General features: G+C 60.9%; 27 protein-coding genes. 9 read left to right on the forward strand and 18 right to left on the reverse strand.

The window, feature by feature from the left end; genetic code table 11:
• Nucleotides 1-55: 55 nt before the first annotated feature.
• Together GGR47_RS17415 and GGR47_RS17420 are read right to left on the reverse strand one after the other, a co-directional pair.
• Entirely contained in the window at nt 56-370 is a 315-nt protein-coding gene (locus GGR47_RS17415; protein ID WP_033967010.1) for a hypothetical protein, read from the reverse strand.
• A gap of 68 nt (nt 371-438) precedes the next feature.
• A complete protein-coding gene (locus GGR47_RS17420) occupies nt 439-1,776 on the reverse strand; it encodes an MFS transporter (RefSeq protein WP_033967011.1) in 1,338 nt (445 codons plus the stop codon).
• A gap of 87 nt (nt 1,777-1,863) precedes the next feature.
• Between GGR47_RS17420 and GGR47_RS17425 the strand changes: the two genes are divergently transcribed.
• On the forward strand, nt 1,864-2,133 hold the full coding sequence (locus tag GGR47_RS17425) for a metal-sensing transcriptional repressor (protein WP_033967013.1): 270 nt from the start codon (nt 1,864-1,866) through the stop codon (nt 2,131-2,133).
• A 72-nt stretch (nt 2,134-2,205) separates the two neighbouring features.
• On the opposite strand, the gene GGR47_RS17430 is transcribed toward GGR47_RS17425, so the two are convergent.
• Nucleotides 2,206-2,475: a hypothetical protein gene (locus GGR47_RS17430; RefSeq protein ID WP_156143081.1), complete on the reverse strand. Its 270-nt coding sequence runs from the start codon at nt 2,473-2,475 to the stop codon at nt 2,206-2,208.
• Between the two features lie 364 nt (nt 2,476-2,839).
• Here GGR47_RS17430 and GGR47_RS17435 point away from each other — a divergent pair, with 364 nt between their 5' ends.
• Both GGR47_RS17435 and GGR47_RS17440 read left to right on the forward strand, forming a co-directional pair.
• Nucleotides 2,840-3,064, forward strand: coding sequence for an antitoxin VbhA family protein (locus tag GGR47_RS17435; RefSeq protein WP_033967015.1), 225 nt, complete (start codon nt 2,840-2,842; stop codon nt 3,062-3,064).
• Complete coding sequence (locus GGR47_RS17440; RefSeq protein WP_033967016.1) at nt 3,061-4,119, forward strand: Fic family protein; 1,059 nt, start codon at nt 3,061-3,063, stop codon at nt 4,117-4,119. The genes GGR47_RS17435 and GGR47_RS17440 overlap by 4 nt, the downstream gene beginning before the upstream one ends.
• Nucleotides 4,120-4,158: 39 nt before the next feature.
• On the opposite strand, the gene GGR47_RS17445 is transcribed toward GGR47_RS17440, so the two are convergent.
• From GGR47_RS17445 to GGR47_RS19190, 14 genes are all read right to left on the reverse strand, one after another.
• Nucleotides 4,159-6,054, reverse strand: a complete 1,896-nt coding sequence (locus GGR47_RS17445) for a type IV secretory system conjugative DNA transfer family protein (RefSeq protein WP_147035680.1) — start codon at nt 6,052-6,054, stop codon at nt 4,159-4,161.
• A 15-nt stretch (nt 6,055-6,069) separates the two neighbouring features.
• Complete coding sequence (virB11, locus tag GGR47_RS17450) at nt 6,070-7,092, reverse strand: P-type DNA transfer ATPase VirB11 (protein WP_033967017.1); 1,023 nt, start codon at nt 7,090-7,092, stop codon at nt 6,070-6,072.
• A 4-nt stretch (nt 7,093-7,096) separates the two neighbouring features.
• Nucleotides 7,097-8,380, reverse strand: coding sequence for a type IV secretion system protein VirB10 (gene virB10 / locus GGR47_RS17455; protein WP_147035679.1), 1,284 nt, complete (start codon nt 8,378-8,380; stop codon nt 7,097-7,099).
• Nucleotide 8,381: 1 nt separating this feature from the next.
• On the reverse strand, nt 8,382-9,389 hold the full coding sequence (locus GGR47_RS17460) for a TrbG/VirB9 family P-type conjugative transfer protein (protein ID WP_052192522.1): 1,008 nt from the start codon (nt 9,387-9,389) through the stop codon (nt 8,382-8,384).
• A 1-nt stretch (nt 9,390) separates the two neighbouring features.
• Entirely contained in the window at nt 9,391-10,068 is a 678-nt protein-coding gene (locus tag GGR47_RS17465) for a VirB8 family type IV secretion system protein (RefSeq protein ID WP_033967018.1), read from the reverse strand.
• A 432-nt stretch (nt 10,069-10,500) separates the two neighbouring features.
• Nucleotides 10,501-11,562, reverse strand: a complete 1,062-nt coding sequence (locus GGR47_RS17470; protein WP_244305218.1) for a TrbL/VirB6 family protein — start codon at nt 11,560-11,562, stop codon at nt 10,501-10,503.
• 43 nt (nt 11,563-11,605) lie between these two features.
• A complete protein-coding gene (locus GGR47_RS17475; protein ID WP_244305220.1) occupies nt 11,606-11,878 on the reverse strand; it encodes a hypothetical protein in 273 nt (90 codons plus the stop codon).
• Nucleotides 11,878-12,600: a TrbJ/VirB5 family protein gene (locus GGR47_RS17480; RefSeq protein WP_147036955.1), complete on the reverse strand. Its 723-nt coding sequence runs from the start codon at nt 12,598-12,600 to the stop codon at nt 11,878-11,880. The genes GGR47_RS17475 and GGR47_RS17480 overlap by 1 nt, the downstream gene beginning before the upstream one ends.
• Before the next feature lies 1 nt (nt 12,601).
• Nucleotides 12,602-14,968, reverse strand: a complete 2,367-nt coding sequence (locus tag GGR47_RS17485; RefSeq protein ID WP_147036956.1) for a VirB4 family type IV secretion/conjugal transfer ATPase — start codon at nt 14,966-14,968, stop codon at nt 12,602-12,604.
• A complete protein-coding gene (locus GGR47_RS17490; RefSeq protein ID WP_147036957.1) occupies nt 14,961-15,296 on the reverse strand; it encodes a VirB3 family type IV secretion system protein in 336 nt (111 codons plus the stop codon). The genes GGR47_RS17485 and GGR47_RS17490 overlap by 8 nt, the downstream gene beginning before the upstream one ends.
• 1 nt (nt 15,297) lies before the next feature.
• Nucleotides 15,298-15,621, reverse strand: a complete 324-nt coding sequence (locus GGR47_RS17495; RefSeq protein WP_147036958.1) for a TrbC/VirB2 family protein — start codon at nt 15,619-15,621, stop codon at nt 15,298-15,300.
• A gap of 21 nt (nt 15,622-15,642) precedes the next feature.
• Nucleotides 15,643-16,959, reverse strand: a complete 1,317-nt coding sequence (locus GGR47_RS17500; protein ID WP_147036959.1) for an LPD7 domain-containing protein — start codon at nt 16,957-16,959, stop codon at nt 15,643-15,645.
• A complete protein-coding gene (locus GGR47_RS17505; RefSeq protein ID WP_147036960.1) occupies nt 16,956-17,555 on the reverse strand; it encodes a lytic transglycosylase domain-containing protein in 600 nt (199 codons plus the stop codon). Before GGR47_RS17505 ends, GGR47_RS17500 begins: the two co-directional genes overlap by 4 nt.
• Nucleotides 17,556-17,904: 349 nt before the next feature.
• Nucleotides 17,905-18,309 (reverse strand): hypothetical protein, encoded by a 405-nt coding sequence (locus GGR47_RS19190; RefSeq protein ID WP_244305222.1) that lies wholly within the window; start codon nt 18,307-18,309, stop codon nt 17,905-17,907.
• Between the two features lie 639 nt (nt 18,310-18,948).
• Between GGR47_RS19190 and GGR47_RS17515 the strand changes: the two genes are divergently transcribed.
• The gene (locus tag GGR47_RS17515; protein WP_147036962.1) at nt 18,949-19,584 is read left to right on the forward strand and encodes a helix-turn-helix domain-containing protein; all 636 of its coding nucleotides are present in this window, start codon (nt 18,949-18,951) and stop codon (nt 19,582-19,584) included.
• A gap of 140 nt (nt 19,585-19,724) precedes the next feature.
• Here GGR47_RS17515 and GGR47_RS17520 read toward each other — a convergent pair whose 3' ends face one another.
• A complete protein-coding gene (locus GGR47_RS17520; RefSeq protein ID WP_147036963.1) occupies nt 19,725-19,970 on the reverse strand; it encodes a helix-turn-helix domain-containing protein in 246 nt (81 codons plus the stop codon).
• Between the two features lie 158 nt (nt 19,971-20,128).
• On the opposite strand from GGR47_RS17520, the gene GGR47_RS17525 reads away from it, so the two are divergent.
• The 5 genes from GGR47_RS17525 (at nt 20,129) to GGR47_RS17545 (ending at nt 24,427) form a co-directional block, all read left to right on the forward strand.
• Complete coding sequence (locus GGR47_RS17525; RefSeq protein ID WP_183949602.1) at nt 20,129-20,578, forward strand: hypothetical protein; 450 nt, start codon at nt 20,129-20,131, stop codon at nt 20,576-20,578.
• A 94-nt stretch (nt 20,579-20,672) separates the two neighbouring features.
• The gene (locus tag GGR47_RS17530) at nt 20,673-21,533 is read left to right on the forward strand and encodes a replication initiator protein A (protein ID WP_147036964.1); all 861 of its coding nucleotides are present in this window, start codon (nt 20,673-20,675) and stop codon (nt 21,531-21,533) included.
• Between the two features lie 526 nt (nt 21,534-22,059).
• Nucleotides 22,060-23,076, forward strand: coding sequence for a helix-turn-helix domain-containing protein (locus tag GGR47_RS17535; protein WP_208663178.1), 1,017 nt, complete (start codon nt 22,060-22,062; stop codon nt 23,074-23,076).
• A 368-nt stretch (nt 23,077-23,444) separates the two neighbouring features.
• Nucleotides 23,445-24,059 carry a hypothetical protein gene (locus GGR47_RS17540; protein WP_244305224.1) on the forward strand — a complete coding sequence of 205 codons (615 nt, stop codon included), beginning with the start codon at nt 23,445-23,447 and terminating at the stop codon, nt 24,057-24,059.
• 44 nt (nt 24,060-24,103) lie between these two features.
• Complete coding sequence (locus tag GGR47_RS17545) at nt 24,104-24,427, forward strand: single-stranded DNA-binding protein (RefSeq protein WP_147036966.1); 324 nt, start codon at nt 24,104-24,106, stop codon at nt 24,425-24,427.
• Nucleotides 24,428-24,854 lie beyond the last annotated feature (427 nt).

Below are 24,854 nucleotides of genomic sequence, written 5' to 3' on the forward strand. Positions count from 1 at the left end.
TATCTGTTCCTCCGGGGGATAAGCCGATCGACGCCGGACGCGGCGCCGGTGGGGCTCAGCCGCGCGGAGGTCTCAGCAGTTCGGCAGGCGCGATCCCATGCAGCCAGGGTGCCACGTCGACCACCCACACCCGCTGATCCGCAAACAGCGGCGCAACCGGCATGAACGGATCGGCGAACCCGATCCACTGGCCCGTCGCATGGGCGAGGACGTGGACAGGCGCATCGGGATCGGTCTGTGACGACGATCCGTGACTGTGTTCGATCGAAACGGCATGGATGGGATCGTCGTCGTGAACCATCGCATTGTGCCACCCGGACACCGCGAAGAGCCCGAACAGAGCTAGGAACGCCAGAACGGCGCCGAACATCGCTGATCGGGATCGACGGATCACCATAGTCCTGTCGGTAAGCGAGGCACCCGACCGCGACAAGCATTTCACGATTTGGGCTCTTGCTTCGGCCACTCAGGATGCTTGCGATCAATGACGTAAGCGTGTTCGCCCGCCGCGTGGGCAAGATGATGAGGATCGTCCGCGGCGAGGTCGCCATGCTCGTGGACGATCACGTCCGGATCGGACGCCGGCCATAGCAGAAGCGCCAACACGACGCCGATCGCGGAGAGGATCGCCATGCCGGTGAAGGCGGCGGTCATCGAGACGCGCGCGCCAAGCTGCCCGACCAGCGGGTAGCAGATCAGCCAGCAGACGTGGCTCAAGGCGAACTGCGCCGCAAATAGCGCGGGCCGGTCATCCGCATTCGCCGAGCGACGCAGCAGTCGCCCCGAGGGGGTGACGTTCGAGGAATAGGCGATACCCATCACCAGCCATCCGGCGAGGATGGCGTGCCAATAGGCTGGCCCGGGCGTCATCGAGGCGGAGACACCGGCGAGGACCGCGAGCGCGATGGTGAGGATCGCCGCGCCGATCATCATCACGGTGCGGTCGGCCACCCGGTCGAGGACGCGCGGCAAGGTCAGCGCCGCGGTAATCGAGCCGCCTCCGAAGGCGGCGAGCGTAAATGCGACGTCGCGCTGGCTGAGCCCCATCCCCTTCACGATGACGACGGTGTTGACGATGACCATAGCGCTCGCCGCCGCGGCGCTGAGGGTCAGCGCGAGCAGGCCGCGCAGGCGCGGCGTCTTGAGGTAGATGCGAATGCCCCGCGTCGTCTTATCGTAGATGCCGCCTTGGTCCTCGACGGGCTTGGCCTTCGGCAGCACGGTAGACACGACCAACAGCGCCGACGCGACGAAGCCGACCGCAGTGCCGGAGAACAGCCAATGGTAGCTGACCAGCGTCAGCAGCCCGGCCGCGAGGATCGGGCTGGTCAGGCTTTCCATGTCGTAGGCGAGCCGCGAAAGCGACAGCGCGCGGGTGTAGTCGCGCTCCTCCGGCAGCACGTCGGGGATCGTCGCCTGGAAGGTCGGTGTGAACGCGGCCGATGCCGATTGCAGGACGAAGATCAGGACATAGACCTCCCACACCTGATTCACGAACGGCAGGCAGATGGCGACCACCGCGCGAACGGCGTCCATGCTGACGAGCAACGCCCGCCGGGGCACGCGGTTGGCGAAGGCGCCGGCGATCGGCGCGACGCCGATATAGGCCGCCATCTTGATCGCAAGCGCGGTGCCAAGGACCGCGCCGGCGTCACCGCCCGCGATGTCGTAGGCGAGCAGGCCGAGCGCGACCGTCGCGAGGCCGGTGCCGATCAGGGCGATGACCTGTGCCAGGAACAGATGGCGGTAGGTCCGGTTGGCGAGGACGCTGAGCATACGCCTCCATATCCCCCTAGGGGGTTCCAGTCTATCCCCCCGTGGGGATACTCGACAATATCCCGGCAAGTATCCTACATTGGCGGGATGGCTCACCACATCCACGCCACCCATCCGGCGATTATCAAGCGGCTGAACCGCGCGGCGGGGCACCTCCGCAGCATCGTCGGCATGATCGAAGGCGAGCGTGCCTGCGTTGATATCGCGCAACAGCTCCAAGCGGTCGAAAACGCGATTGCGAGCGCCAAGAGGGCACTCATCAACGATCATATCGACCATTGCCTCGTTCATGCTGAAGAGGGTGAAGGTCCTCAGCAGGCAATTGAGCAGTTTAGACAAATTTCAAAGTACTGGTAATTTTGCCAAGACGTGGGGAACTAACTTTTCCACAATTACATTAGCTCTAAGCTAAAGATATAATTTATAATATTATAGATCTTGATAAATCGATTGAATATCATTGGCTTGTAACCCGGCGCCCACTCTCACCAAGTTTGTTAGGAACTCGGCAAACACTCGACCAGCATCCATAGGCTCAAAGGGGAGGCTTTGCGGGTCTTCAAATTGATCGAGCCAATCTCGGATGCGGCTTCGATAAATCTGGGCGTGTTCCCGCTCCACAAGCGCACTAGCAAGTGCAGCCGCCTGCATTGAGTACCCATGACCGGGAAGTCCCGAAGGGCAGCGAGCTGTTTCCATAGTGTTTTCTTTCTCGAATAGAGCCGAAGGCGATGCGCACATCGACTTCTGGCCCTCGCCGAGAGCGGGGGGTGAATGGGCAAATCTGGGCCGATCGAGGGGGAGGGGTATCACCCAGCCTGCACCAAAGCGTAGCGTCGGGAAGGTTGGGGAAACCCCCTCGATCGCCAAGCGCAGCGCTTGCGCGGAGACGGTCTAGCCCTTGCCCAGAGGGGGGTGGCACCCCCCTCGATCCGCGACGCGATTAGCGCCGCCACGACCAACACCGACCATCGGTCGGCCGCTCTGCTGCTTCAATGGATCACGGGAATTTTAGCGTTCTACGTGAGTTTATGGTATGCTGATGGCTTGAAAGGATCGCTTGATGAACGTCGCAACGCCCTTCACGTCACCTGTCCCAGCGATCAGCGAGGGGGAGCGCGCACGTCGTCTAGCTGAGGTCAATTTCGCGAGGGGAAGCATCCGCTACGAGGGCGGCATTCTCTCCGACGAAATCGAGCAACTCAACGACCGATACGTCGCCGGCGAGCTCAGCAGCGACGAGCTGACCGCAGCCATCCTTGCATCTGAAACCGTTCGCTCGGCTTGATTAGCCAACGCGAAGCCGCCCTTACCTTTGCTCGGGTTCGAGAGCTTCAGCGCGATCCGGTTCAAGGGCAATTCGACGTAGCCCATCTCCAGGAGGTGCATCGTCGGATCTTCCAGGATCTTCCCGAGCATCACCCCGGCGAATTTCGCCCAGACGCTCCGGGTCATTTCAAAAACCGGGAGCTTGAGGCATCTGCCGATCGCATCCTCGTGCCCTATGCCTTGAGACCTGAAATCGACCGCAGCCTTGGTCCAACGCTCGAGGCCTTGCAGGGTGGAAAGGCACTCCGCGGTTACGACCTGCTCGATATGTCCGAGGCAGTCGCACAGACCTACGCGCGTCTCGACTACCTCCATCCATTCCGCGAGGGGAACAGTCGCACGCTGCGTACCTTCACCGAACAGCTCGCCAGAGAAAATGGTCATCAGCTCGATTGGGGGACGACGAACGTCACCGCCCAATCGCGCGACGCGCTGTATATCGCCAGGGACATGGCGGTGATTCAGTTGCGGAACCCGGGCATCACCATGGCCGACGCTAACGCGGCCGTCGACCGCCGCGACTACGAGGTGAAATACAAGCTCGCGAACCAGGTCGAGCGCTATAAGCTCGCCGACCCCCTCGACGAGATCGTGCGCCGTTCGCTTGAGCGCGGCCGTGACCAACAACCGGTCGACCGTCGCCTCCCGCTCGTCGACGTCGCTCGCGAAATCGCAGTCGTAGCGCCGGTCGCGCGCAACCAGGCGGAGCGCACGGTCGAAGAGACACGATTGGCTGTCCTTCGGAAGACCGAGCCGGCCTCCGAATTGGACCGTGCGACAAACATGCGAGACTGGGTTGTTCGCGATGGCTCAGCGAGTGCGCTCACCGACCGCCTCGCCGGCGTAACTTCCGGCGCTGTCACCATCCGACACGATCCGGGGGCGCCGGCGTTAGATCGGCTAACGGCGATCGCCGACGGCATCAACCTGGAGCTGTCTCGCCAGCGGTCGGCTCCGACGCCGACGGTCAATCCCCCCATCCGTGAGATCGATCGCGGGGACCGCGAACGCTGACGATGATCGGCGAGCGCAACGCGTCACGTTTCCTGGCCGTTACGCGGCCTTGTCTCGAACTATTACGACATGCTCGAACAGCTTCGCCACGCGCTGTTTTGGAGGCACCGCAAGAGCCGCCTCAAGCGCCGCTTGATTCAAACGAGTTGAAATGGGGGCCACAGCGCCGTTACCGGCTCCGGCCGCGGCCGTCGCGGGAGGTGCAGGCTCTGCCTGCGTTGCCTCGATCACCCTCAGGCTGTTCGCGGCAACGGCCGGATCCGGCCGGATCTGAGGCATCTGCGGCGCCGGCATCTTGGTACGCTCGATAAGCTTCTTCTCGGCATAGTAACGGACCTTCTTTCCATAGGTCGCGTACATCCCGCGTCGAAAAACGATCAGGTCATTTTCAGGCAGAAGCTCGACTTCCTGGGGGAGCATGAGCGGCCGGCGCTGGTCGGAATCAGACGTTGATCCACCACCACCGCCCCAAGTACCCATCGAGCGTGACCGCGCACGGAAGGTGTAGCTACCGAGCTGGTCAGAAATCTTCTTTGCCTCGGCGAGGCCCGCAGGCCGCAGGACGAGCCGCACGGCGCAGTTGCGCTCGATGTCGGCGGCAACCTTGTCTCCGTAGACACCTTGGATCTGTTCCATCGACTGGAACGCCGGCAGCATCCGCAAGCCGTAGCCCGCGACATAGCTGAAGGCGTTGGCCAACACCGTGCATTTTCCAAGGCTCGCGAACTCGTCGAGTGCCAGCAGGACCTTTACCTGGTGCTTGTCGCCCTTGGGCAACTCGCGGACATTCCGATCGATCAATTGCTGAAATAGCAGACCGTAGATCGCCGCAACGCGGTCAAGATCGTCGGGCGACACGCCTAGATAAAGCGAGATCCGCTTGTCGCGGAACTCGCTCAGGTCGAAGTCGCTCTCGGATGTTGCGGCATCGACATAGGGGTTGAGCCAACCATTGATCTTCGACGTGACGGACTGCCGTATCCCGGTAAAGGTGTTTGCAGACGAGGTGGTGTAGTCGAGGATCGCGGAGACGCAGCCTGTGGACAGCGGCTTGCCCGCCTTCTGCCGGGCCGCAATGATCTTCGGAAAGCGCTTTTGAGCGTCCCCGCCAGCGAATTGTCGATAGACCTCGCCGAGGGTGAACGGCAGTGCGTCCTCGCCGTCGTCGACCGTCGCAGCAATATACGCTGTGATGCCGAGGAAAGCGGTTCGTGCTCCGGCTGCCCAGAAGGGATCACCAGTCAGCGGATCGGGGTAGAGCATCGCCGCGATCTTCTGGAGCTCGTTGATGACCTCCACGGGATCGCGCCGGTTGATGTAGCTCAACGGATTCCACCGGACCGTTCGGCCGCTGGGATCGAGCGGGTTGAACAGGAGCACCTCCTGCCGGAGCGCACTCATCCGGTAGCCGGCGGTGTTGTCGTAATTCTCCTGTTTGATGTCGAGGACGACCAGCGAGTCCGGCCAATCGAGCAAATTGGGGATGATGACGCCCACGCCCTTGCCGGCGCGGGTGGGGGCCTCGAGCATGACATGCTCCGGCCCGCCAAACCGCATCACCTTGCTCCCGAACTTGCCGAGGACGATGCCACCTGGCGCGAGAAGCTTACCCTTCTTGATCTCGCCGATGCGAGCCCAACGTGCCTCGCCATGAAGTTTCTGACGCGTGAAGAGTGTAGAAACGATTGTGATGGCCGTCAGCACCAGCCCGATCCCGAAGCCGATCAGGAAGGGCTTATAGACGATCGGATACCCCTTCATCGCCCACAACGCGCCCGGCACCTTGCGCCATGGCGTGTGGATGTTGAGAAGGTGAGAGGCCCAAAGAACCACGAGCGCCCCAATCGCCGCACTTACCGCCAAACCGATGATTGCGAGGAAGACGATCGCGCCTGGCTGCGACCCTTCGCTGCTGCGAACCCATTTGCCGCTCACGTTTCGGTGCCTTTCTCAGTCGCGAGCTTTGCTCGCGGGATCGAACCAAACTCCAGTCATCCGATACCGCGCCGGCTTACCTTCGCCGGGCGGGATGCGATGCATCTGAACAACGATATCAACGAGCGATCGTAGGAGGGCGCGTACATCGTCACGATCAAGATCGCTGCCGCCCTCCGACTGCTTCACTAGCAGCGTGAGCTGCTCGAACGCGCCTTCAGGCGTATTTGCGTGGATCGTCGTGATCGAGCCGGGATGCCCGCTGTTCACGTTGCGGAGGTAATAAAAGGCTGTTCCGTCGCGCAGCTCCTGAAGGAGGATGCGGTCCGGCCGCATACGCAGTGCCGACTCCAGCAACTCCTGTGCGCCGGCCTTCTGCAGTCCCTTGCCGTCTTTGGCATACATCATGTGCACGCGGTTCGGATGCGGTACGACCAATTCGCGCGTGTCCTCAATCGTCAGGATACGCTCATATTCGGGGATAAGCTTGATAAGACCTTTTGAAAAACTGGTCTTACCCGAGCCCGTGGCACCGGAGATCAGAATGTTTTTGCGGTTCTCTACCGCTCGCCGAAAGAAGGTCTTCCATTCGCCAGCGTCGCGCAGCCGTTCAAGCTCGTCGTCAACCTCGCCATGCAGCCCCTTGGCCCGGACCTCGCTGAAAAGTCCTTCCCGGTCGAAGTCGTCGATGTCCATCGTCACCCCCGACGCTTTGCGGATGGTGATCGAGATGAACCCCTGCTCGACAGCCGGTGGGACAACGACCTGAGCACGTTCACCACCCGGGAGAACAGACGAACAGACCGGATATTCCGAGTTGATATCCTGCTTCGTCAAACCAGCGATGAGCTTGGCTAGAGTCATGAGGGCGGCGTTGTCCAACGCCGGCTCCTCATGCCACTCCCAACCATTGCGTGTTTCCAAGCCGATCACACCAGGTCGGTTGATGACCAACTCAGTCACATCCGGCCGGGAGAGATGCCTCTGTATCGGCTCTGCGTTGTGCTCGTAGATGGCAGAACTTACGTTCGACGCCATACGCTCAACGCCTCAGCCCGACTTCGTAGACGGAGCCGAAATCGAAATCCTTCGCGACGAAGATAGCGGCGGTATCCCCCTGGTTCTTCTTCAGGATGGGCCGGATCTGCATCGTCTGGGATAGCACGGTCTGGCCAGTGGTGCTGGGAACCTGAGTGGTATTGCTTCCATTACCCGCCAGCGCCCGCCCCGCGATGTTGGATGCGTCTTCAAGTACCGAGATCACCAGCCCAAGACCGAACCGCGCCCAAAATTGCGTGTCCACACCTCCCGGCAAACCGGCGCGGCCGAGACTATCCGCAGCAGGCGAACCGAGATCGATCGCCACGCCCCGCGGGGTAAGCGCTCGCGTCCAGACGACGAACAAGCGGGCTTGCCCCTGCGTGATGCCGCCAGAATACTGACCAAGAACCTTCGTGCCCTTGTCGAGGAGCACGATGCGCCCGTTCTCAGAATAGACGTCGTGATTGATGACGCAGGAGACGAACCCGGCCTGCGTCGAGTTGATGGCCGTCTGCAGTGTGCAGGGGATAACCGTGCCGGCGCTCAACAGGAGATTGCGATCCCCTACTGTCGTAGCGCGAACGGTTTGAATCGCGGAGTGGCCGAGCTGATCGCTGAAATCAGAGGGGCCTTTGCCCGCTGCTGCCGGCGCATCGTCGTTCGGATCGCCAAACCCGCTCGCCCCGACGCCCTGCCGTCGAACGGCAGATTGACCAGCCTCCGCTACTTCCTGACCGCCTTGCTGTGGCTGGGCTTCACCCACTGCGGTGGCAGAAGACGTGCTGCCGAACGCCATGATGGGCGATCGCCGTGCGGCGTCGGCCATCGCTCGAGCTTGCTCGGCGCGCCGTTGCTCGGGAGTTGGATTGCCGTTTGACGCAACGGCCGTGCCCTGTGGCGCTACGACGGTATTGCCGTTCGCATCCACAGTCGTCTGTCCCGGCGCGCCAGCTATCGGGCGGCCGAAAACGTCTGTAGCAGGCGCACCGGTTTGGCCGAGCTGACCCGCAAGGGCTGCACGCTGCGCATTAGGCGAGTTCATCACGTCCTCAACGGAGCGCTCGCTCGCCTTCGCCGGCTGCGCGGCTGTGGTCGTGACGGCTGTGCGGTGGAACGCTCCGTATCCTATCGCGATGCCACCCAGCGCACCCAGAAGACCTATGCCGGCGCCGATAAAGGCGATGTTTCCCCAACCCCCGCTCCGCGCGACAGGGGTGTCCTGCTCGCTCGGGGGAACGGTATCGACAGCAACCTCGCCGCCCCGGTCAATGACATTGCCGACCATGTTACTGCCCCTTCACTTTGCGCTCGACGACGTTCGAGACAGTGCCCGTCCGATCGCCGCGATCGTTGCGCATCGGCGCTTCATTGTAGATGCACAGCACCGAGGTGCCGCGCCGCAAGCGGATCTGCCGGTAAACGGCGTGGATCACTACGAAGTCCTCGCGAACGTCGTAGGGGACGATCGTCTCGGTCCCGTCGACATCAACCGCGAAGATCGACGGAATGTCGGCGTGCCCTGGGTAACGCAGCACCGTGAACTCGCCGTTGTCGGAGATTTCTGATGGCTGCAGCGAGGAGTCCCCCTGCACCGTGTACTTCATGTTCCGCGCGCCCTCGATCACGGCGTGATCGAGCGCCGTCTGCGCGATGTTCGTCTCGATAGCCTTAGCCGCCTGAGCCTGGGCAACCTGCGCCTGCAACGTCGCCATTGCCCGCTCTTCGCGTGGGTAGTGGAACCGCACCCCGTACATCTGCTGACCCGGTGCGAGTGACAGATTGAAGTGGTAAGTACGCGGCGTTCCTCCAGCGTTGGTCACGACGATGAGGTTCGTTCCGGCCGCCTTCTCGCGAGGTTTGAGGAACAGGATATTGGCGACAGGTGCGATCTGCCACGAGACCGTGTCACCCAAGGCCGCTTGCGTTATCGTCTCGCCTGGGCCGAACTGTATCTCGATTGCGTGGCGAAAGCTGCCGACAATCGTAACCACCTGATCCGGGTCATAATTGATGTTGCGGACTCGAGCGTCCTTAGCCCCAGGGCGGGGCGTATCAGACGCGTAAGCCGGATGCGGGTAGATCGTCAGCGTCGCCGCACCCACGACCGAAAAGGCGATCAGACGATGCCACACTGCGCCAACGCCGCGCCAGAACCGGCTTTTCGAACCGGCATCCGTTACAACCAGCTCCGTCTTCGGCGGAGACAGTCGTGCGCCCAGCTTTTTGCGGAGCTTGGGCATGAAGGGGACGACCACCCGTTCGGCGTCGTTCGAGGTGTTCGATGAATTGCTCATGTCACGCCTCCGGGTCCGAGCGATAATTGACGACTTGGAAGCCGAGCGGATTGATATTCCGATCCTTCTCGCTTTCCGGCGCCGTGGTGAATTTGAAGGTCAAGATCGCGTTCCAGTTTTGTGCGACCGGTGCGTTCTGGCCGAACGTAATGATTTTCGTGAAACGGACTTGTGCCACGGTCGGGCTTAGGAAGCTGATCGTCCGGATCGAGATGGAGACAAAGCCTCGCTCGCCATAGATATTTGACGGCGCGTTCTTGTTGTTTGACTCTACGCCGTTCAAGTAACGCGCGCCTTCCGCCTGCTCGCTCATCAGCATGACGGCGTATGCATTCTCGCGAGCGGCATTGTTCAGCCAGCCCTCGCGAAGCCGGACATACTGCGAGATGAAGTAGCGGTTCACCGCTTCCTCATAGGTTCGCTGCTGCGGACCCTTGAGCGCCGTCACGATTTGGGTCTCGCCGGAAGAGCGATCGACCTTGATAACGTAAGGCTGCACCGTCTTGAGCGGGGCGAGCATCGCAACCGCACCGACAGAAACCACCGCTAGTGCGCAAGCACCCGTTGCAACACCCCAAGCGAGGCGGCGCGACTGGATCGCGGCACGCATCCGGTCGTACTCCCACGTCCTCGACGTCTCGAAGTATTTATCTTTATCTTCGGCCTTAACCGCGCCCATGACGGCGATCCCTTCAGCAGGAGGAGTAGGAGAGCGCGCGATCCCGTTGGGATAGGCGTGGCGCCGACCGGGAATTATTCATCGCGCCCGGCCCGATAGGAGCTTGAGTTGCTGCACCCGCGTCCGGGGCGGGGGCGGGCACAGGAGCCGGCCCGGTTCCGCCTGAAGGCGGTGCAACCATCGACTGACCCGCTCCTTGCTGCGATGCAGGCAGCGGCACCGGCAGGCTGGGCAGGATCGAGCCGTATAGGTTGGCCGGACGACGGTGCTTGCCGTCACAGACTGCGGCCGGCTTGATGTGACTCCCGGCGCAGCCGCTAAGTGCCAGCGCACCTAACGCTACGATGATCAGCCTGGTCATGTGGTCTCCGTTCGTATCTGGCGCGCGATGGCGATTGGATGGGTTCAAAAAATGCGGGCTCGCCCCGCGCCTTAAGAGGCGCGGCGGGCCGAACCCCCGGTTGCTGTTGAGGCAGCAGCCGGACGGTTCGCCTGGGTGGCCCGGCGGAACATGAGGCGGTTCGTCAGCATATTTGCGCCGGTCATCAGGAAGCCATGGCCCCCCGAGGACGCACCGCCCGCGATGCCGGCGGCGATCGCTGGTGATTGGAAGAAGAAGATCGAACCGACGATGTAGATCGCGCTGCACGCAAGCGTCGCGGCGAGCATCAAGTCGGCGGTGAGGGTGACATACGTGCCCTCGATGGTCACGAAGCCCGACCCGTCCCCTACCGAGCCCATTATGCCATCCATCGCCGCTTCTTGAAGTCCGGTTATGAATTTCGTCATGATCGCCATCACGACCATCAGGAGGATGAAGTTGGCGGTTTGCTTCAGCCAACCATCGAACAACCACCGTGACGAATTGAATAGCAGACAGGCTAAAGCCAGAGGAGCGAGCGCAACGCAGATCGCCACCGACAGCTTAGCGAAGATGACGATGCAAAATCCGATCGACGCCGATAGGAAGGCGAACACGTATAGAATGCCGATACACAGATAAGTGATGACCCAGCAGCGAAGCTGAATGAGCGGGGTTCGAACGTCCGTCAGCCCTTGCGACGGCATCAACTGGACCTTCGCGTTTGCCGCACTCATCCTCGATGCTAGTTTGCTGGTATCGGAAACATAGGTGTCGAAGGTAGTGCCGGGGTTCGTCACCGGCGTACCCGATCCTGCCGCGATGATCTCGGTCGGCAGGTTCGTGACAACGTTCACGACGAACGCCGAATAGCCGACAGCACTCGCCGCAGCGAGAGCGAACCCGACCTTTCCCGCTTGGAAAACAAGCTCTCTAAGGGGCGCCTGGATAGCGCCCCTTAGGACCGCAAAGCCCAGCAACAGGAAGTAGATCGTCGCTGCAAGCGCAAGAGGTGCCGCAACGAAGGCGACCAGTCCGGACCCGAACGATGCAACAGACGTCGCGATAGCCGTTTCAACATACGAGTACATCGTCGTGAACAGCGTCATGATGTTGACTGGGGCGGCGGGCATCTTTGCTAGACCTTAGAAAGCGTCAGGAGGCAGTCGGCTGTGCCTACTTCCTCTTGGTATTGGTGTCGTAGAAGTCACTCGCGCTCTTCGCTGCCGCTGCTTCGGCGACCGAGACGCTTGCCTCTTGGGTCGTCGAACAGAAGCGGGCCTTTTGCTCAGCCGTAAGACGGCTGTATTCGCCAGTGTTGCACTTGGCCTGCCACTCCGTGAGCAACTGGCGGTTATCGATCAGCTCCTTGGCCGTCGGAACCGCCACCTCCTGCTGGCACCCGCAGACGATCAGCAAAGCGCCGATTGGTAGGATCTTGCGCATCATCACTTCCTGATCGTGTTCGCGCCGTAGAAGGCGGCTGCATTACGGGCGGCGGCAGCCTCGGCGCTGCTAGCCGCGAGGTTGCCTTCGCCGGCCTGTGCCATCTGGATCGCCTGCATCTTCAGCATGTCGTTCTGAAGGTGCGCTTGCTCGACCGCGATCCGTGCTTGGAGGTCCATGACGTCCTTCGGATCCTTCGCAACCGACAGTTGCTGGCGAAGCTGATCGAGACCCTGCATCCGGGTTTGCGAAAGCGCGAGGGTGTTTTCACCCAATGCAGCCGTCGTGGCGGCGGAGCCCGTCGAGTTCTTCAGAGCGGCCGCGTATGCCGCATCGGCATCCGACCCCGACGACGAAAGAGCGTAACGCGACTGAATGTTCGAGGCCAAGCCTCCGAGCGCGCCGAGCTGCGAGAAGTCGCCGCGGAGCAGCGTCTGCGCGTCGATCGTCGTATTCGGCAGTATGTTGCGGACCTGGCTGTTCGCGAGCTGCGGCGCGATGTTGTTGACGTTCGTCAACTTCGACAAGGAGTCGAACGCCTGCTGGGCCTGCTGGATCTGCTGCTTGCCCTGGTCGACGATCGTTAGGGTCTGCCGAGCGGTCTGGAGCGCTTGCAGATAGGTCGTCGTATCGAACACCGGGATGCCTTGCGCCGCGGCCGGCGACGCGAAGGCGGCGAGCGCAAAGGGCGCGCTCGCGGTCATGATAATGCGCTTGAACGACATCTCAGCTTCTCCTCTGGTTTGCGTAGAAGTGCGGCAGCCACGCCGCGGGATCGGTGCCCGCATGGGCGATGGCCTCTTCCATGGCTTCGAGCGTCTCCGCCCGGCCAGAAAGCACCTTCAGCTCGTTGAACATGCCACCAAGATCGAGCTTTGCGACGATCGACGTGTGGCCCTGTTTGACCAGGAAGGTCCGGCTTTCCGGAGTGAGCTCCTCGCGGATCAGTCTGTATTCGGCTTCGGTCAGCCCAAGGCCATCGATGTAATCCGACCGCCGTGCCTCGGAGTTGGGAAGGAGAATCTTGGTCGCCGTCTGCTCGATAATCGCGCTCGCGATCGGTGAGCGCAGGGCGTCGGCAGGAGACTGGGTTCCGAACACCAAAAACGCGTTGCGCTTACGGAAGGTCTTGAGACCATCCTTGGCAAAGGCCCGGAACGCATCGTCCTCCAATGCCTTCCAGAACTCGTCGACATCGACAACCACCCGCTGCCCGTTGAGCAGCTCGTCCACGCGGTGGAACAAGTAGAGCATTGTCGGGGTGCGAATTTCCGGATTTTCGAGGAAATCCGTCATGTCGAAACCGACGAATTGCGCCGATAACGACACCTCGTCTTGTGGGCCATCGAACGCCCAGCCAAGCGCGCCGCCCCGGCACCAGCGTTCCAATCGAGCCCCGATGCCCTCCGCGTCCGCATAGCCGAGCATTTCGCGCAATGCGCTGAACGAACGTGCCTCGGCCGGCAGGCGCATCACAGCGTCAATGCCTTCATCGATCAGGCGCTCTTCGGCAACCGAAAGCGGCTGGCTCACCCGACGAACAAGGACCCGAATGAACTGGCGCAAGAAGGCGATGTTTGCCGGGTTCGCGGCCAGCCCTTTCAACGGCGCGAAGCCGGTTGGCACGCCATTACGAAGTGTCAGGTACGTGCCCCCGCACGCACGCACGAAAATCTCGGCGCCGCGGTCCTTATCGAAGAACACCTGCTTCGCGCCGGTCTTTTCGAGCTGCGCCTGTAGGAAGTTTTGCAGGACCGTTTTACCGCCGCCCGTCGGACCGATGATAAGAGTGTGGCCGACATCGGCGCGGTGGAAGTTGAACCAGAAGGACGAGCCTGCCCGCGTCTTCAGGAGCGTCACCGCTTCGCCCCAATGATTGTCCGACTTATGGCCGGCGGGGAATGTATAGAAGGGGCTCAGCGCCGCAAAATTGCGGCTGTTCACGACCGCCGGACGAGCCCGCATTTTGAAGTTGCCCGGGAGCTGCGCCCAGAAAGCGGCTTCCAGCGCAACATCTTCGCGGGCCATTACCATGCCGGTGTCAGCCGCTGCCGATCGCGCGATCGACAGCCGCTCGAGCAGACGCTTGGGGTTCTCGTCGATCACCGATAGCGAAAGGTGATGTTCGCCCATCGCGAACCGGTTCTGCATCAGATCGTCGACACCATCGAGCAGCTCTTCGGCTTGGCTGACTCCTGCGTCGTCAGACGACACCATTTGCTTGTACTTTTTGGTGAACCGTTCGCTTGCGACGGACTTCACCAATGGCGCAAAACTTTGCGTGAGGACAAAGGGGAAGTCGAGACTCAGAAGATCGTTGAACTGGCCGGTGCGGGTCGACGCGACATATTCGCGGACGCCGAACATACCCAGATAATGCGATTTGTGGGGTAGCCGAATTTCGGCCGCTTCGCGCCCGAACACGATGCGCGACGTGTAAAGCGCCTGACCGAGGCGACCATTCAGCACCGGAATACGAATACGGTCGCCGGTCAGGACGAAGTGAAGCACTTCCATTGGCTGTGAGAACAGCACGCCGTTATGTTCGTAGATCGAGAGTGGCTCGGGCGTGATCTGCGCGAGTAGCTTCTCGAAATCACGGCATTTATCAGCCATGATCTTCATCGCGCGATCATCTATTTCCGCGCTCGCCTTCCGCTTCGCAAACAGCCGCGTCAACTGATCGCCTGCCATCTGCGACGGCCGCACTAGGATCGTGACGTAGAACTCGTTGTGATAGAGGACCTTCTCCTTCAGCGAGTCAGCGTACTTGGCCTGCAGCTCGCGGGCAAAATCCGAATGGAACTCGCCTTCAAGAATTGGATCCGTCGCGGTTCGCACAAGGTGCGTCCACATCGCGACGCGATCGTCGCCGATCGAACGCCAAGCGACGTTCAGTTTGTTATGCCAGGTGTTAAGGTCGGAGACGTCGCTAGTCTCGAATGGCCGCCCATCCACACGATACATGCGGATAAGCGAGCCGTCTTCGAGTGCGATAACAGTGTCGTCGACATGGCGTGTATAAGGGATGAACTTGATATCATCCGCCTCACGCTTTGCGACCTTCTTATGTTTCAGCTTGAAATCAGTCATTGCCGAACTGCTTCCGCTTCACGCCTTTGCCGAGACGAACAGGAGAGTAGCTGCCGCCACCCCAGAACTTACGGTTCTTCGAGATGAATCCGGTCTGGAACCATAGGCCCCAGAGCCGGAAAGCATTGAAGTCGTAGTGACAGATCATCCGCGCCGGGAAGTAGAGCGCACCGAACAAGGCCAGGGGGAAAAAGGGATTATGAAATATCCCCCAGATCACCATGCAGACCATGATGATCGGAAGGATCGCCTCAAGCGGCAGTCCCATGAACACCGACGGCCTGGTCAGGGCGAGGAAGACCTTATCCTCGGCGAGCTTGTCTTCCATGTTACGCCGTTCCGCCCATCCAACCGACGATCGTCGCGGCCGAGAAGATGATGCCGATACCGATCAGCACGGTAACGGCGCGGCCCCAATCCATACGACCGGTCAATTTGGCATATCCGACGGCCATGACGGCGATCACGCCCACCACCGATGCGATGGTGATCATCCAGTCCTTGATGGTGTTGAGGCCGCTCTGGATCGCGGTCCCGCTCTGCGCGAGCGCAGGCTGCGAAATCGCCATCAGAGCGACGACGCCGGCAACGCCGACGACTTGCCGGGCGCGGCGATCGGACATCATCCGGCCCATGCTGCGAGCAAACTTCATACGGGTCTCCATGGCTTGAGATTACCTCTCCAGGTCGGGGGTTGGTTGTGGCGGTTCGATCTGTCGAACCGGGGTCGGTTCACGTACCGACACATCAAGGCCGCGCCGGAGCACGTCCGAGATCATCTGGCGGCTTTCGAGCGTGGCGGCCGATGTCTGGCCGACGTCACCCTCGAACACCTCACCGAGGTGCCGCTCCATTGTCGCTTGCGCCTGAAGCGCATTGGCAAGCCGCGGCTCCGCCGCGATCCTGTCGGCTGCGCCATGCAGGAATAGTTCGGCCAGCGCCTCGCTCTCGTGGCGGTGATCGGCAGCGGCGTGTTCGCGCTCCTCGCGCACCAACGGCGTTTCGGGGTTGGTTCGTGGGTCTGGGGCGCCGTCTTTATCCCCGTAGTGCGCCTGAGCCTCCCGGTCGGCGTCGACAAACGCGCTCAGCGTCTCACGGGCGACATCCTCGCGATTGAGGCTGGACCGGACGAGATAGATCGCGTCGGCGATGTCTTTATCCCAAAGGTCCTTTGCAGCCATGCTCCGCAAGTCGTCCGGCTCATAGCCGGCCTTCTTGAAGGACGCCGCGAGGGTTTCGCTCTCCAAAGCCCGATCGAGCGCTCCGTCAAGATTGTCCCGGTTCACCTCGAGACGCTCCGACATGAATTGCGCCTCCATCGGAGACAGGTGTTCGTGAAAATCTTCGACAAGCGCCTTCCGGTCGCGGGTGTACGCGCTGACGGTCAGCAACAGTCGTTGATCTTCAGAGGATAGATCGTCGACGATCGTTCGTTCGCCTTGGGAGGCGTTCGACCGTTCCCCGTCCGTTGTGCGACCGGCGACGGTAGCCTCTACGCCGGCAGACTTCCCTGCAACCTGGTCGGCGATCGGCGCTTTTGATGCTGCCTCGCGCTCACGCCGTTCGGCATCCTCACGACGGAGCTTGTCCATCTGCGCCAGCTCGGCAAACTCCGGCTCATAACCGCGCACGACCAGGCCCTCGCGGGTGCCGGCGGTCCAAACGGCTTTGCGAAACTCCGGCGATCCGTCGACGTCGATCCCCTCCCAACCGTTGTGCTTGGCGATCTTGACGAGCGCATCGATGGTTTCTGGATCCTCCTTGCGAGCGACGATGCGCTCGCCGTTGCCGGAGATTTCGATCGATGGATTCTCGCGATCGGCGGCAAGGAAAAGACCGATGCGGCGATCGGGAGCGCCGTCCTCTCCAATCAGACGGACCTCGTAGCGACCCCGGAGCTCCGGCGGGATTTGAAACCCGGCCTGCTCTCCCTGGTCAGCCTGAGGATCAAGGTCCCGGCCGCCCCGCGTGACTGTATTCTCTGCGCTCACTTGAACACCTCGACGGTGGTGGAGGCAACCTGACCAACGACCCAGGCGTCTTCCGCTGGCGCCGCCTTCACGGCGCTGCGCGGCTTGACGACCACCAATGGTGCTCCGGGAATTACGGGGGCTGCGTCGATCGACCCGAGATCAGTCGCGGCCGCCCAGACACGGCTGACGTATCCGTTGCGGAACCCCCGCGTCAGGGTGCCAGTGTTGTAGAGGGAGTAGGTCGCGGAAATTGCGTCCATCCCGGTATAGTGCTTGCTCGCCAGCCCGTAGCCATCCTGCAGGACGACCGATGCCAACCTCAGATTGGTGCAAGGCTCGAAGACCTGTTCAACGGTCACGCCCAGGCGGGCGAAATTCGCCGAATTGATCTGCGCAAGCCCGACATCAACCGTATGGCCCTTGGCCATATACTGCCGCACCAACGCCGCGCCCTCAGCGACCGAGCTCGCCCGCACGCGAGGACCGTGATTGACGTTGATCGACAGATCATCGCCGCCACTTTCCGTGACGACGAGCGGCACAACGGCCTCGGTCGCGACCCCGGGCGCGCATTGCTGCGCCAGAAGCGTGATGGCGGCGACAGTGTGGATCATTGCGCCGTGACCGTCTGGTATCGCGTATCAAGCGAATAGCGAGAGGTGACGCCATCCGAGCGCGTGACGCTCAGATCGTACCCATGCTTTGCTTTCTTCGTCTTGATCCCGACGCCGGTGCACGTCGGGAACCCACCGCCGAGAGCAAGGGCATTCCACAACTTTGTGATGGGGGGCACGCACGCCGCATATTTCGTCGGCGATCCCGGCGTCGCCAGGCAGAGGATTACCTGACAACCCCAGTCTGAGGCATATGCCGGCTGGGGAGCCGCGACTGCGATCAGTCCGGCTGCGCCGAAGGCAAGAGCGCCACTGCTACCCACAATCCGATTGAGCAATCGTCCCATCGTCAACCACCTCCCTTTGATGCGCGCCATGCGGCAGTCGCAAAGACGTCCCATTCAGGAGGCGGCTTGGCTGCGACTGTGAGGGCCGACGACGGCGCGCCGTGAGCGTCAGCCTCAATGGGATTGGCCGGCGCGTCTGCACTGGCCACATTGACGATCCAGTCCTCGTCTTCTTCGACTGGACGCGTCCGATCGATGACCTGCCCAGGACGTGCAAACGCGATATGCCAGTGATTGGAGTGACCGCGATCACCCGGTCCAAGCAGCTCGATGAGACGGACGCCGCTCTGCCCCATCAAGGCGCGGATCTGCTCGCGGTTGATCGAATTAACGCCCCCCGAAGGCACGAAGTCGATCGCCTGCCCGTATTTGTGCCAGCTATACCGAGCGCCGTAGTTGGCGTTCATCGGCCGGATAGTGTCCGTCACGCGGGCACCGAATGCCCGACGAACTAGGGCTGCGACGTTCGATACAGAGGGTGCGCCTGTTACTGCAGGAGCTGAGCTCCTCTCGTCGACATGCGCCAAGGCACATGCATCGAAGACCGAGGCGGGCGTCACGCCATATGTCGCAAAGTCCCGGCCAGCGATGCTCAATGGGCCGGCACTAAAATCCGCTCCCAACGCGATAAGATCACGGACCGTCGCTTCCGCATCGGCCTGAGTGGCAGGATGCCTTACTAATGTCGCGCCCGTGCGAACCGTGATCGCGAACGGCACTGGCGCAGGGGCCATAACGCCGCCCAACCCTGCCGCGCAGAGCTGAACCGCTTTAGCCGTGAGAGCCGCTGGAAGCATGACCGTTACCCTGTCAGCTTGTCAATAAATGTAATATGGTCGAAGTTGACAGGGCTGGCAACACTCAATCGCGATTCAGAAGGGAACCAAATCCTTGTTGCAAGAGCGGAATGATCGGAGGTCGGCGGCGTTAGCGCGGTTGCGGACCACCACAGCGTCGCATAGGAAAATTACAGTACGGATGCGCCCAAAGTGGCCGCATTCCGTTACGTCCCTCCCCGTTGAGCGCCGAACGCAGAGGCCTGTACATTGAGTAAAATCGTCGCTTTTATCGCCCAGACTCCTGGCTCCGCGACCATCGAAGACCAGCAGGCCTGTCTTGAGCCGAGCGACCTTCAGGTACTCGCAGGGCGTCGCACTTTCGGACAGCTTGAGGACCTACTCGCACTTAAAGGCATCCGTCTCGGCAAGGGCGATAGAGTGAAGGTCCACGACCTACCTTGCCTCGATATCGCTACTCCGATGCTCGTCAGGGCGGTCGTGAAGCTGCTGAAACAGGGTGTTACGTTCGAGATCTGCACGCCGCAGCTCGTCATCGAGCCGAGCGGCGACGATAAGGTCCATGCGATGCTAGAGGCGTTGGACAGCCATTACCGCCACATGCACGGTATCAAGACCCATCCCCGGCAGATGGCGCCCGCAGGGCGGAAGCGCCTATTAGACCCGAGCAAACTCCCGGAGATCCAAGCGAAGCTGAGCGCGCCTGGGGCGACACAGGCCGAGGTAGCCCAGTCGCTGGGGGTCTCACGCTCGACGCTCTTCAACTATCTCGAGAAGTATGACGTCGAGCGCCAGGCCGAACGCCCTCGCCGGAAGACGTCCAGTTACGCCAACGAATCGGTAGCCGAAGCCACCGAATCGGAGCACACAGTGAAGACGAGCTAACCTAGCGCCGCCTGTAGTCTTCCCAAGGTCCACTGGCATTTACCGCAAACCAGTGACAATCGAATCGCGACTCCAAGAAGCAGTACGTGAATGCCCGGTTCCAAAACATTCAATATGGATGTTTTTCCGGGCAGCGTTCGTCAGTCGCCTTCACATAGCATCTTGCATAAATTAGTATCGACTGCTTCAGACAGTTTCACCATCATATCGAGCGTCGGGTTCGCACGCCCATTCTCGATGAAGGAGAGATACCCAGGAGTAATCCCAGTTCGCTCGAAGAGCTGAACCTGGGTGAGCTTCAGCGCTTTGCGGCGCGCCTTGAGGCGCCCTCCAAAAAGTAGGGCGGTAGGGTGAGAAATCTCCTCAAGGTGAAGAGCATTAGCCATCAAATCAGTCTCATAGCAGTCACGTTGGGTCAGGTATGAGCCGCGGTTGGAGCGCAGCTTATACCGTCCGAGGGCAGATCGCACCCCCTAGAGCGTTTACAGCATCCGGTGCATTAATCTTTGACAACGGCGTGTCAAAAACGTTAGGTCCCCCATTTATGGCATACTCGCGCGATAGTCAGAGAGCCAAGGTGAAGGCGTTGGTCCAGCAGCAGCGGGGCAACCTCTACTCGAGCGGCCATCAGAACTTGAACATGGCGCTGCCCGTCGAGGCGATCGACCAAATCGACCGCCTCAAGAAGCGGTACAATCTGCGCTCGCGCGACGCCGTAGTCGCGAGGGTAATCGCCAAATCACATGCTACGCTCACCCCGGAGGCGTTTACCCTTCGGGCAACTGATGGCGCGGTCGTCCTCAAGCGGATCTCTCCGATCGTCCCCAACGAGCTCGCGGGCTACGTCAAGCGCATCCAGCAGCAGTTCCGAAACATCCCCTATGGGCCACTGTTCGAGATGATGCTGGCGACCGTTGGGGCGGATTTGACGATACCTCCAGGGCTGCCCGCCGACACCATCGAAGCTACCGCTGTCCCTACGAGCGACGCATGACCGGCTATCGAAACCCCAACCACAGCATCGAGCGCCGAAGCGACGCAGGCATCGCCCTCGTGCTTCTGCGGACGGTTATGCAAGGCGACCTCTCATGAGCGACCAGCCTCAGACCTCTCAAGGCGACCTTTTTGCGCTTCGCAGCCCGCTGATCGGCGAGGTGCGAGGGGAGCGGTCGATCATGGCCTACCCCTTCTTTGCCCTCGCAACCTCGTGGAAGAAACCGCTCTCCTACAAGACCGACAGCGTTTCGATCGAGATCGTCGGCACTCCCTCAGGCGTGGCAACGATCTACGACAAAGAAATTCTGCTTTATATCGCCAGTCTTCTACTCGCTAAGATCGAGGCAGGTGTACCCGCCTCGCAAGACTTCTACTTCACGGCATACGACCTATTCCGCGTGACAGGCACCAACACCTCCGCCCGGTCCTACAATCGCCTTCAAGACGCACTGGAGCGCTTGCAGGGCACGCAGATCAGAACCAATATCGAGTCTGGCGGTGAGGGCGAACGCGGCTATTTCTCCTGGCTATCCGAGGCCCGCCTCTCGTACACCAAGCTCAAGAACGGCAAGCAGCAGTTGAACGGCGTGCGCGTTCGTTTGTGCGACTGGCTATACCGCGCGATCGTATTAGATCGCGCCGTGCTCGATTATGACCCCAGCTACTTCCAAATTGGCCCCGTCGAACGTCGGCTCTATGAAGTGGCAAGGGCGATTTGCTCGCCCGGTGCGGTCGAAATAGACATCGATGATCTCCGGCTACAAATCGGATACCAAAATACGACACGGCATTTCAGGAATGTCTTGAAGGGAATAGCCGAACAGAATGCGGTTCCCGATTTCCAGATCGACTTGAGCGAACCAAGCGGCGACCGCCCGAAGGGCCGGCGTGGTCCTCGTCCTGCTGCATCCTTGGTGACGATTACTCCCAAAGCGCTTCTGTCGAACCGCTAAACCTAAGCGACGTCGAATCGGGGAGGCTTCTGAGTCGGGGCCGGCCTAAACCGTCCGCGAGAGCACGACTCTCGATAAATCATCGATCGCCATGCCCGATATCCGTCCTCGATAGCACGATATTACCGTCCGCAAGAGCACGACAGCGCGTCAAAACCGTCCGCGATGGCACGACATTTTGTTCGAAATTGTCCGCAAGAGCACGATGCGAGGACGCTTCCGCCGCCCGCCGTCGGCTGGCATCATTTTAGGTGAATGGTGCAGTCGCGCTCGCGGCACGCACGCAGCGGACAGAAAGGGTGGCCGTGAGCACATAAACGAATGCCCGGCACGAGGCCGGGCACCCAGGAACCTTTATGCGGCAGCGTCGCCAAACGCTGACAGGTCACTCTCAGGCCTCCCAAATACAGGTTTCAGAGCTTCGGTTCAAGGGAGCGCGCTTCGCGCCACGCCTTCATTTTGCCTGCTGACGGCCTCTCGCATGAGAGGGCGAACGATGGGACTTACCCTACAGACATCTCCGGCGATGGCCGGCTCAGTAGTCGACGAACTGCGCGCCGCAGGCGTCTCCTACGAGGACGTTCAGATTGCGCTGGCGCATCAGGAGGCGCAGCGCAGGGGCGGTGTGCCTGTACTTCCCCTGCGCGTGATTTGCGGCCTCGACAAACCCCAAGCTCGTGCCGATCAGGTGATGCTCGAGAACACGCGCGCCCTGCTCATGGTCCCCCGCCGCGGCGGAAGACCCCAGGGGGGGCTTCATATCACCCGCCGAAAAATATGGGCCAACAGCGTCAAGACGGAGAGCCCGGAGGAAGCGGAGTTTCATCGTCCGCTAGGGATTCCCCAGCGCACTCGCCTCTACCGGGCCAAGCGCAGTCTCTTCAAACTAGCCCAGAAGCTCGCCCACGAAGCGCGACAGAAGACGCGCACCTTGACCGACCATGAGCTCCTCGTCGCACAATTCACCCAGTCGTGTGAGCGGGTACTCCACCATCTCCTTTGGGAGGAGCGGGGGCGGAAAGGTTGGCTGACGCCTGACTACGAAACGATCATGGAATGGACAGGCCTATCGCGTTCGACCGTCTATCGCACCTTGAACCTGCTCAAGGAGATCGGCCTGATCGAATGGATCCGGCGGTTCAATTATTCGAGCGACAGCCAGTCAGGCGCACGATCGGAGCAAACCTCGAACCTTTATCGTCTGACGCTCCCGGTCTGGCTGGAAAAGATGCTGGGCATGTATTCGCCCCTGCCTGCCGACGAAGAGCATCGTCGCCAGTTAGCGCTGGAAGATCATGCAGCGATGCTCGCAGCCGTCTCGCCCCGCGAACGGGGTAGGCTTATGCCCGATGATGCCGCCATCAGAGCCGATCTCGCGAACGCGGCGTTGCGCCTCGATCAGCGCGTTCGCGCCCTTCCTGTTGCCCGTGAGTGTCACAAGAACATTGCTCCTCTAATGGATTATATATTCTCTAAGAATGGAGATAAGGAATCGGCCTGGTCGGCCGATGCTTACCGCCCTGACGGGCATCGCTTAGCCTAGAAGCCCCGCTAAACCTCCGACCATCCGCCAAGAATAACAAGCGGGACCGACGCCTACGGCGCCGGAATGCTCCCCAGTGGGAGCAAGCGGATTGCTCAGCTCTCCGAACGCGATCGTCACGCCTGCTGCCCGCGCAAGAGGAGCATCACGTCGATCATACCGCCCTTCCTCAAAAGGCTGTCGCCCCTCGAACGAGGCGGCTCATCGGAAACCGGTTGTCCAGTTTCGTTTGTTTGATAATATTGAACAATGCATTGGACCTCGGATCCCGAGCCGGTTCCTAGCCACCCTGCGTCGTCGGAGCGGTTCGACGTCGCATTCACGCTCGTGCTGTTTTGAGGCTGCGCGCTCTCTTCGGAGGTGCCGCCATGCTCGCGGTGATAATCCTGTGGCATCACCCTGGTCGCGATCATGGCCCCGTCGACGCCGGCACGCTTGGCTGCACCAACGCTGGCGACGGGTCCGTCTGCGATGCCGTTTCGGGCATCTCGAAGGCTTTGAAAACCTCGATGCTCCCGCCGCGCCACCCCGAGCTTCTACCGCCGCCCGAAACTCCGGGAGCTGTTGATGCGGCCGTTACCCAAGCCAACATCGATACTACGATTTGTCGGCCGGGTTACGCTCGCTCGGCGCGGCCCAGCTACGAGCTGACCGGCCCGCTGAAGCGCCGGATGATGAACGCTCAACACCCGGGCGAACCGATGTCCGCCTATGAGCTAGATCACCTAATCCCAATCTCGCTTGGGGGCGCCCCATTCGACGCCAAAGATCTCTGGCTTCAGCCCCGTCAAGGACAGATGAACGCCGGTGACAAAAATGTCCTGGCTTACGTCCTGTGGCGGTTGGTTTGCACCGGCCAAGTGCCGCTGAAGGTAGCGCAATATGACATCAGTCATGATTGGACGCGGGCGTATCAACTCTACGCCACACCGGAGAATATCGAGAAGTACCACTTTCGTCATGGGGCTTCCGGTCGCGAATAGTGTGCTGTCCGCCCCCAGCTTTTCGTTACAGCAAGGAGAATGTGATGCCTCAAAATATCGCAGAATTTCGGATCATCGGACGCGTCGGCAAAATTACTCCTCGCGATCGCGTTACGTTCGTCAGTGTCGCAGCAAACTATAATCGCCGGGATGGCGATGAGTGGAAGACCGACACACACTGGAACAGCGTCGTATGTTTTTCGAACGTTGCGAGCCAGGTCGAGGCTGCCGGGAAAGGTGATCTTGTCCATATCACCGGCCGGGTGCGGGAGAGTCAGCATGGGCAGGACAACGACACCAGCTATCGGACAGAGCTGATCGCCGACTCTTTTTCGATCTTGGCTAAGGCCGGAAACGAAAACGGATGACAATGTCGGGGGCGGCCTTCGGCACGGCTCTATCGCGGCAAAGCCGCGACCGAACCCGCACAAGCGGTTTCGTCCCTCTCGGGTCACGATCCTCGCCTGAATGGAGGGCGGGCTCCCCAGCCCGGCCCTCCAGGAAGTCTCTGACCGCTCCTGTTCAAGGACAAGCGCGGAGCGGGGCGGCCAAGGCCGCCCTGGAGGGGAGGTCGCTGTTTGATTTTCGGTTCAATTTCGCCGGAGATCTTCATGACCGACGTTTATCAAGCACACAGGACGGTTCAGATGGCCCGACTGCCGCTCGACGCTGAGCTACGCGCCAAAGGTATCGTCGAACAAGGGGGCACCTCAAGGTTTGTCATATGGACAGCGGCAGTCGGAACAAATGGTCAACAAAGGCCTGAGCGTTGCCGCAAAGTATATTAAGTTTCGT

The organism is Sphingomonas aquatilis (genome assembly GCF_014196115.1).
Taxonomy (GTDB): Bacteria; Pseudomonadota; Alphaproteobacteria; order Sphingomonadales; family Sphingomonadaceae; genus Sphingomonas; species Sphingomonas aquatilis.

Coding starts and splice junctions, on each gene's coding strand:
- GGR47_RS17415 (WP_033967010.1), bottom strand. CDS start 370: ATGTTCGGCGCCGTTCTGGCGTTCCTAGCTCTGTTCGGGCTCTTCGCG.
- GGR47_RS17420 (WP_033967011.1), bottom strand. CDS start 1,776: ATGCTCAGCGTCCTCGCCAACCGGACCTACCGCCATCTGTTCCTGGCA.
- GGR47_RS17425 (WP_033967013.1), top strand. CDS start 1,864: ATGGCTCACCACATCCACGCCACCCATCCGGCGATTATCAAGCGGCTG.
- GGR47_RS17430 (WP_156143081.1), bottom strand. CDS start 2,475: ATGGAAACAGCTCGCTGCCCTTCGGGACTTCCCGGTCATGGGTACTCA.
- GGR47_RS17435 (WP_033967015.1), top strand. CDS start 2,840: ATGAACGTCGCAACGCCCTTCACGTCACCTGTCCCAGCGATCAGCGAG.
- virB11 (WP_033967017.1), bottom strand. CDS start 7,092: ATGGCGTCGAACGTAAGTTCTGCCATCTACGAGCACAACGCAGAGCCG.
- virB10 (WP_147035679.1), bottom strand. CDS start 8,380: ATGGTCGGCAATGTCATTGACCGGGGCGGCGAGGTTGCTGTCGATACC.
- GGR47_RS17460 (WP_052192522.1), bottom strand. CDS start 9,389: ATGAGCAATTCATCGAACACCTCGAACGACGCCGAACGGGTGGTCGTC.
- GGR47_RS17465 (WP_033967018.1), bottom strand. CDS start 10,068: ATGGGCGCGGTTAAGGCCGAAGATAAAGATAAATACTTCGAGACGTCG.
- GGR47_RS17470 (WP_244305218.1), bottom strand. CDS start 11,562: ATGCCCGCCGCCCCAGTCAACATCATGACGCTGTTCACGACGATGTAC.
- GGR47_RS17475 (WP_244305220.1), bottom strand. CDS start 11,878: ATGATGCGCAAGATCCTACCAATCGGCGCTTTGCTGATCGTCTGCGGG.
- GGR47_RS17480 (WP_147036955.1), bottom strand. CDS start 12,600: ATGTCGTTCAAGCGCATTATCATGACCGCGAGCGCGCCCTTTGCGCTC.
- GGR47_RS17485 (WP_147036956.1), bottom strand. CDS start 14,968: ATGACTGATTTCAAGCTGAAACATAAGAAGGTCGCAAAGCGTGAGGCG.
- GGR47_RS17490 (WP_147036957.1), bottom strand. CDS start 15,296: ATGGAAGACAAGCTCGCCGAGGATAAGGTCTTCCTCGCCCTGACCAGG.
- GGR47_RS17495 (WP_147036958.1), bottom strand. CDS start 15,621: ATGAAGTTTGCTCGCAGCATGGGCCGGATGATGTCCGATCGCCGCGCC.
- GGR47_RS17505 (WP_147036960.1), bottom strand. CDS start 17,555: ATGATCCACACTGTCGCCGCCATCACGCTTCTGGCGCAGCAATGCGCG.
- GGR47_RS19190 (WP_244305222.1), bottom strand. CDS start 18,309: ATGAACGCCAACTACGGCGCTCGGTATAGCTGGCACAAATACGGGCAG.
- GGR47_RS17520 (WP_147036963.1), bottom strand. CDS start 19,970: ATGGCTAATGCTCTTCACCTTGAGGAGATTTCTCACCCTACCGCCCTA.
- GGR47_RS17525 (WP_183949602.1), top strand. CDS start 20,129: ATGGCATACTCGCGCGATAGTCAGAGAGCCAAGGTGAAGGCGTTGGTC.
- GGR47_RS17530 (WP_147036964.1), top strand. CDS start 20,673: ATGAGCGACCAGCCTCAGACCTCTCAAGGCGACCTTTTTGCGCTTCGC.
- GGR47_RS17535 (WP_208663178.1), top strand. CDS start 22,060: ATGGCCGGCTCAGTAGTCGACGAACTGCGCGCCGCAGGCGTCTCCTAC.
- GGR47_RS17540 (WP_244305224.1), top strand. CDS start 23,445: ATGCTCGCGGTGATAATCCTGTGGCATCACCCTGGTCGCGATCATGGC.
- GGR47_RS17545 (WP_147036966.1), top strand. CDS start 24,104: ATGCCTCAAAATATCGCAGAATTTCGGATCATCGGACGCGTCGGCAAA.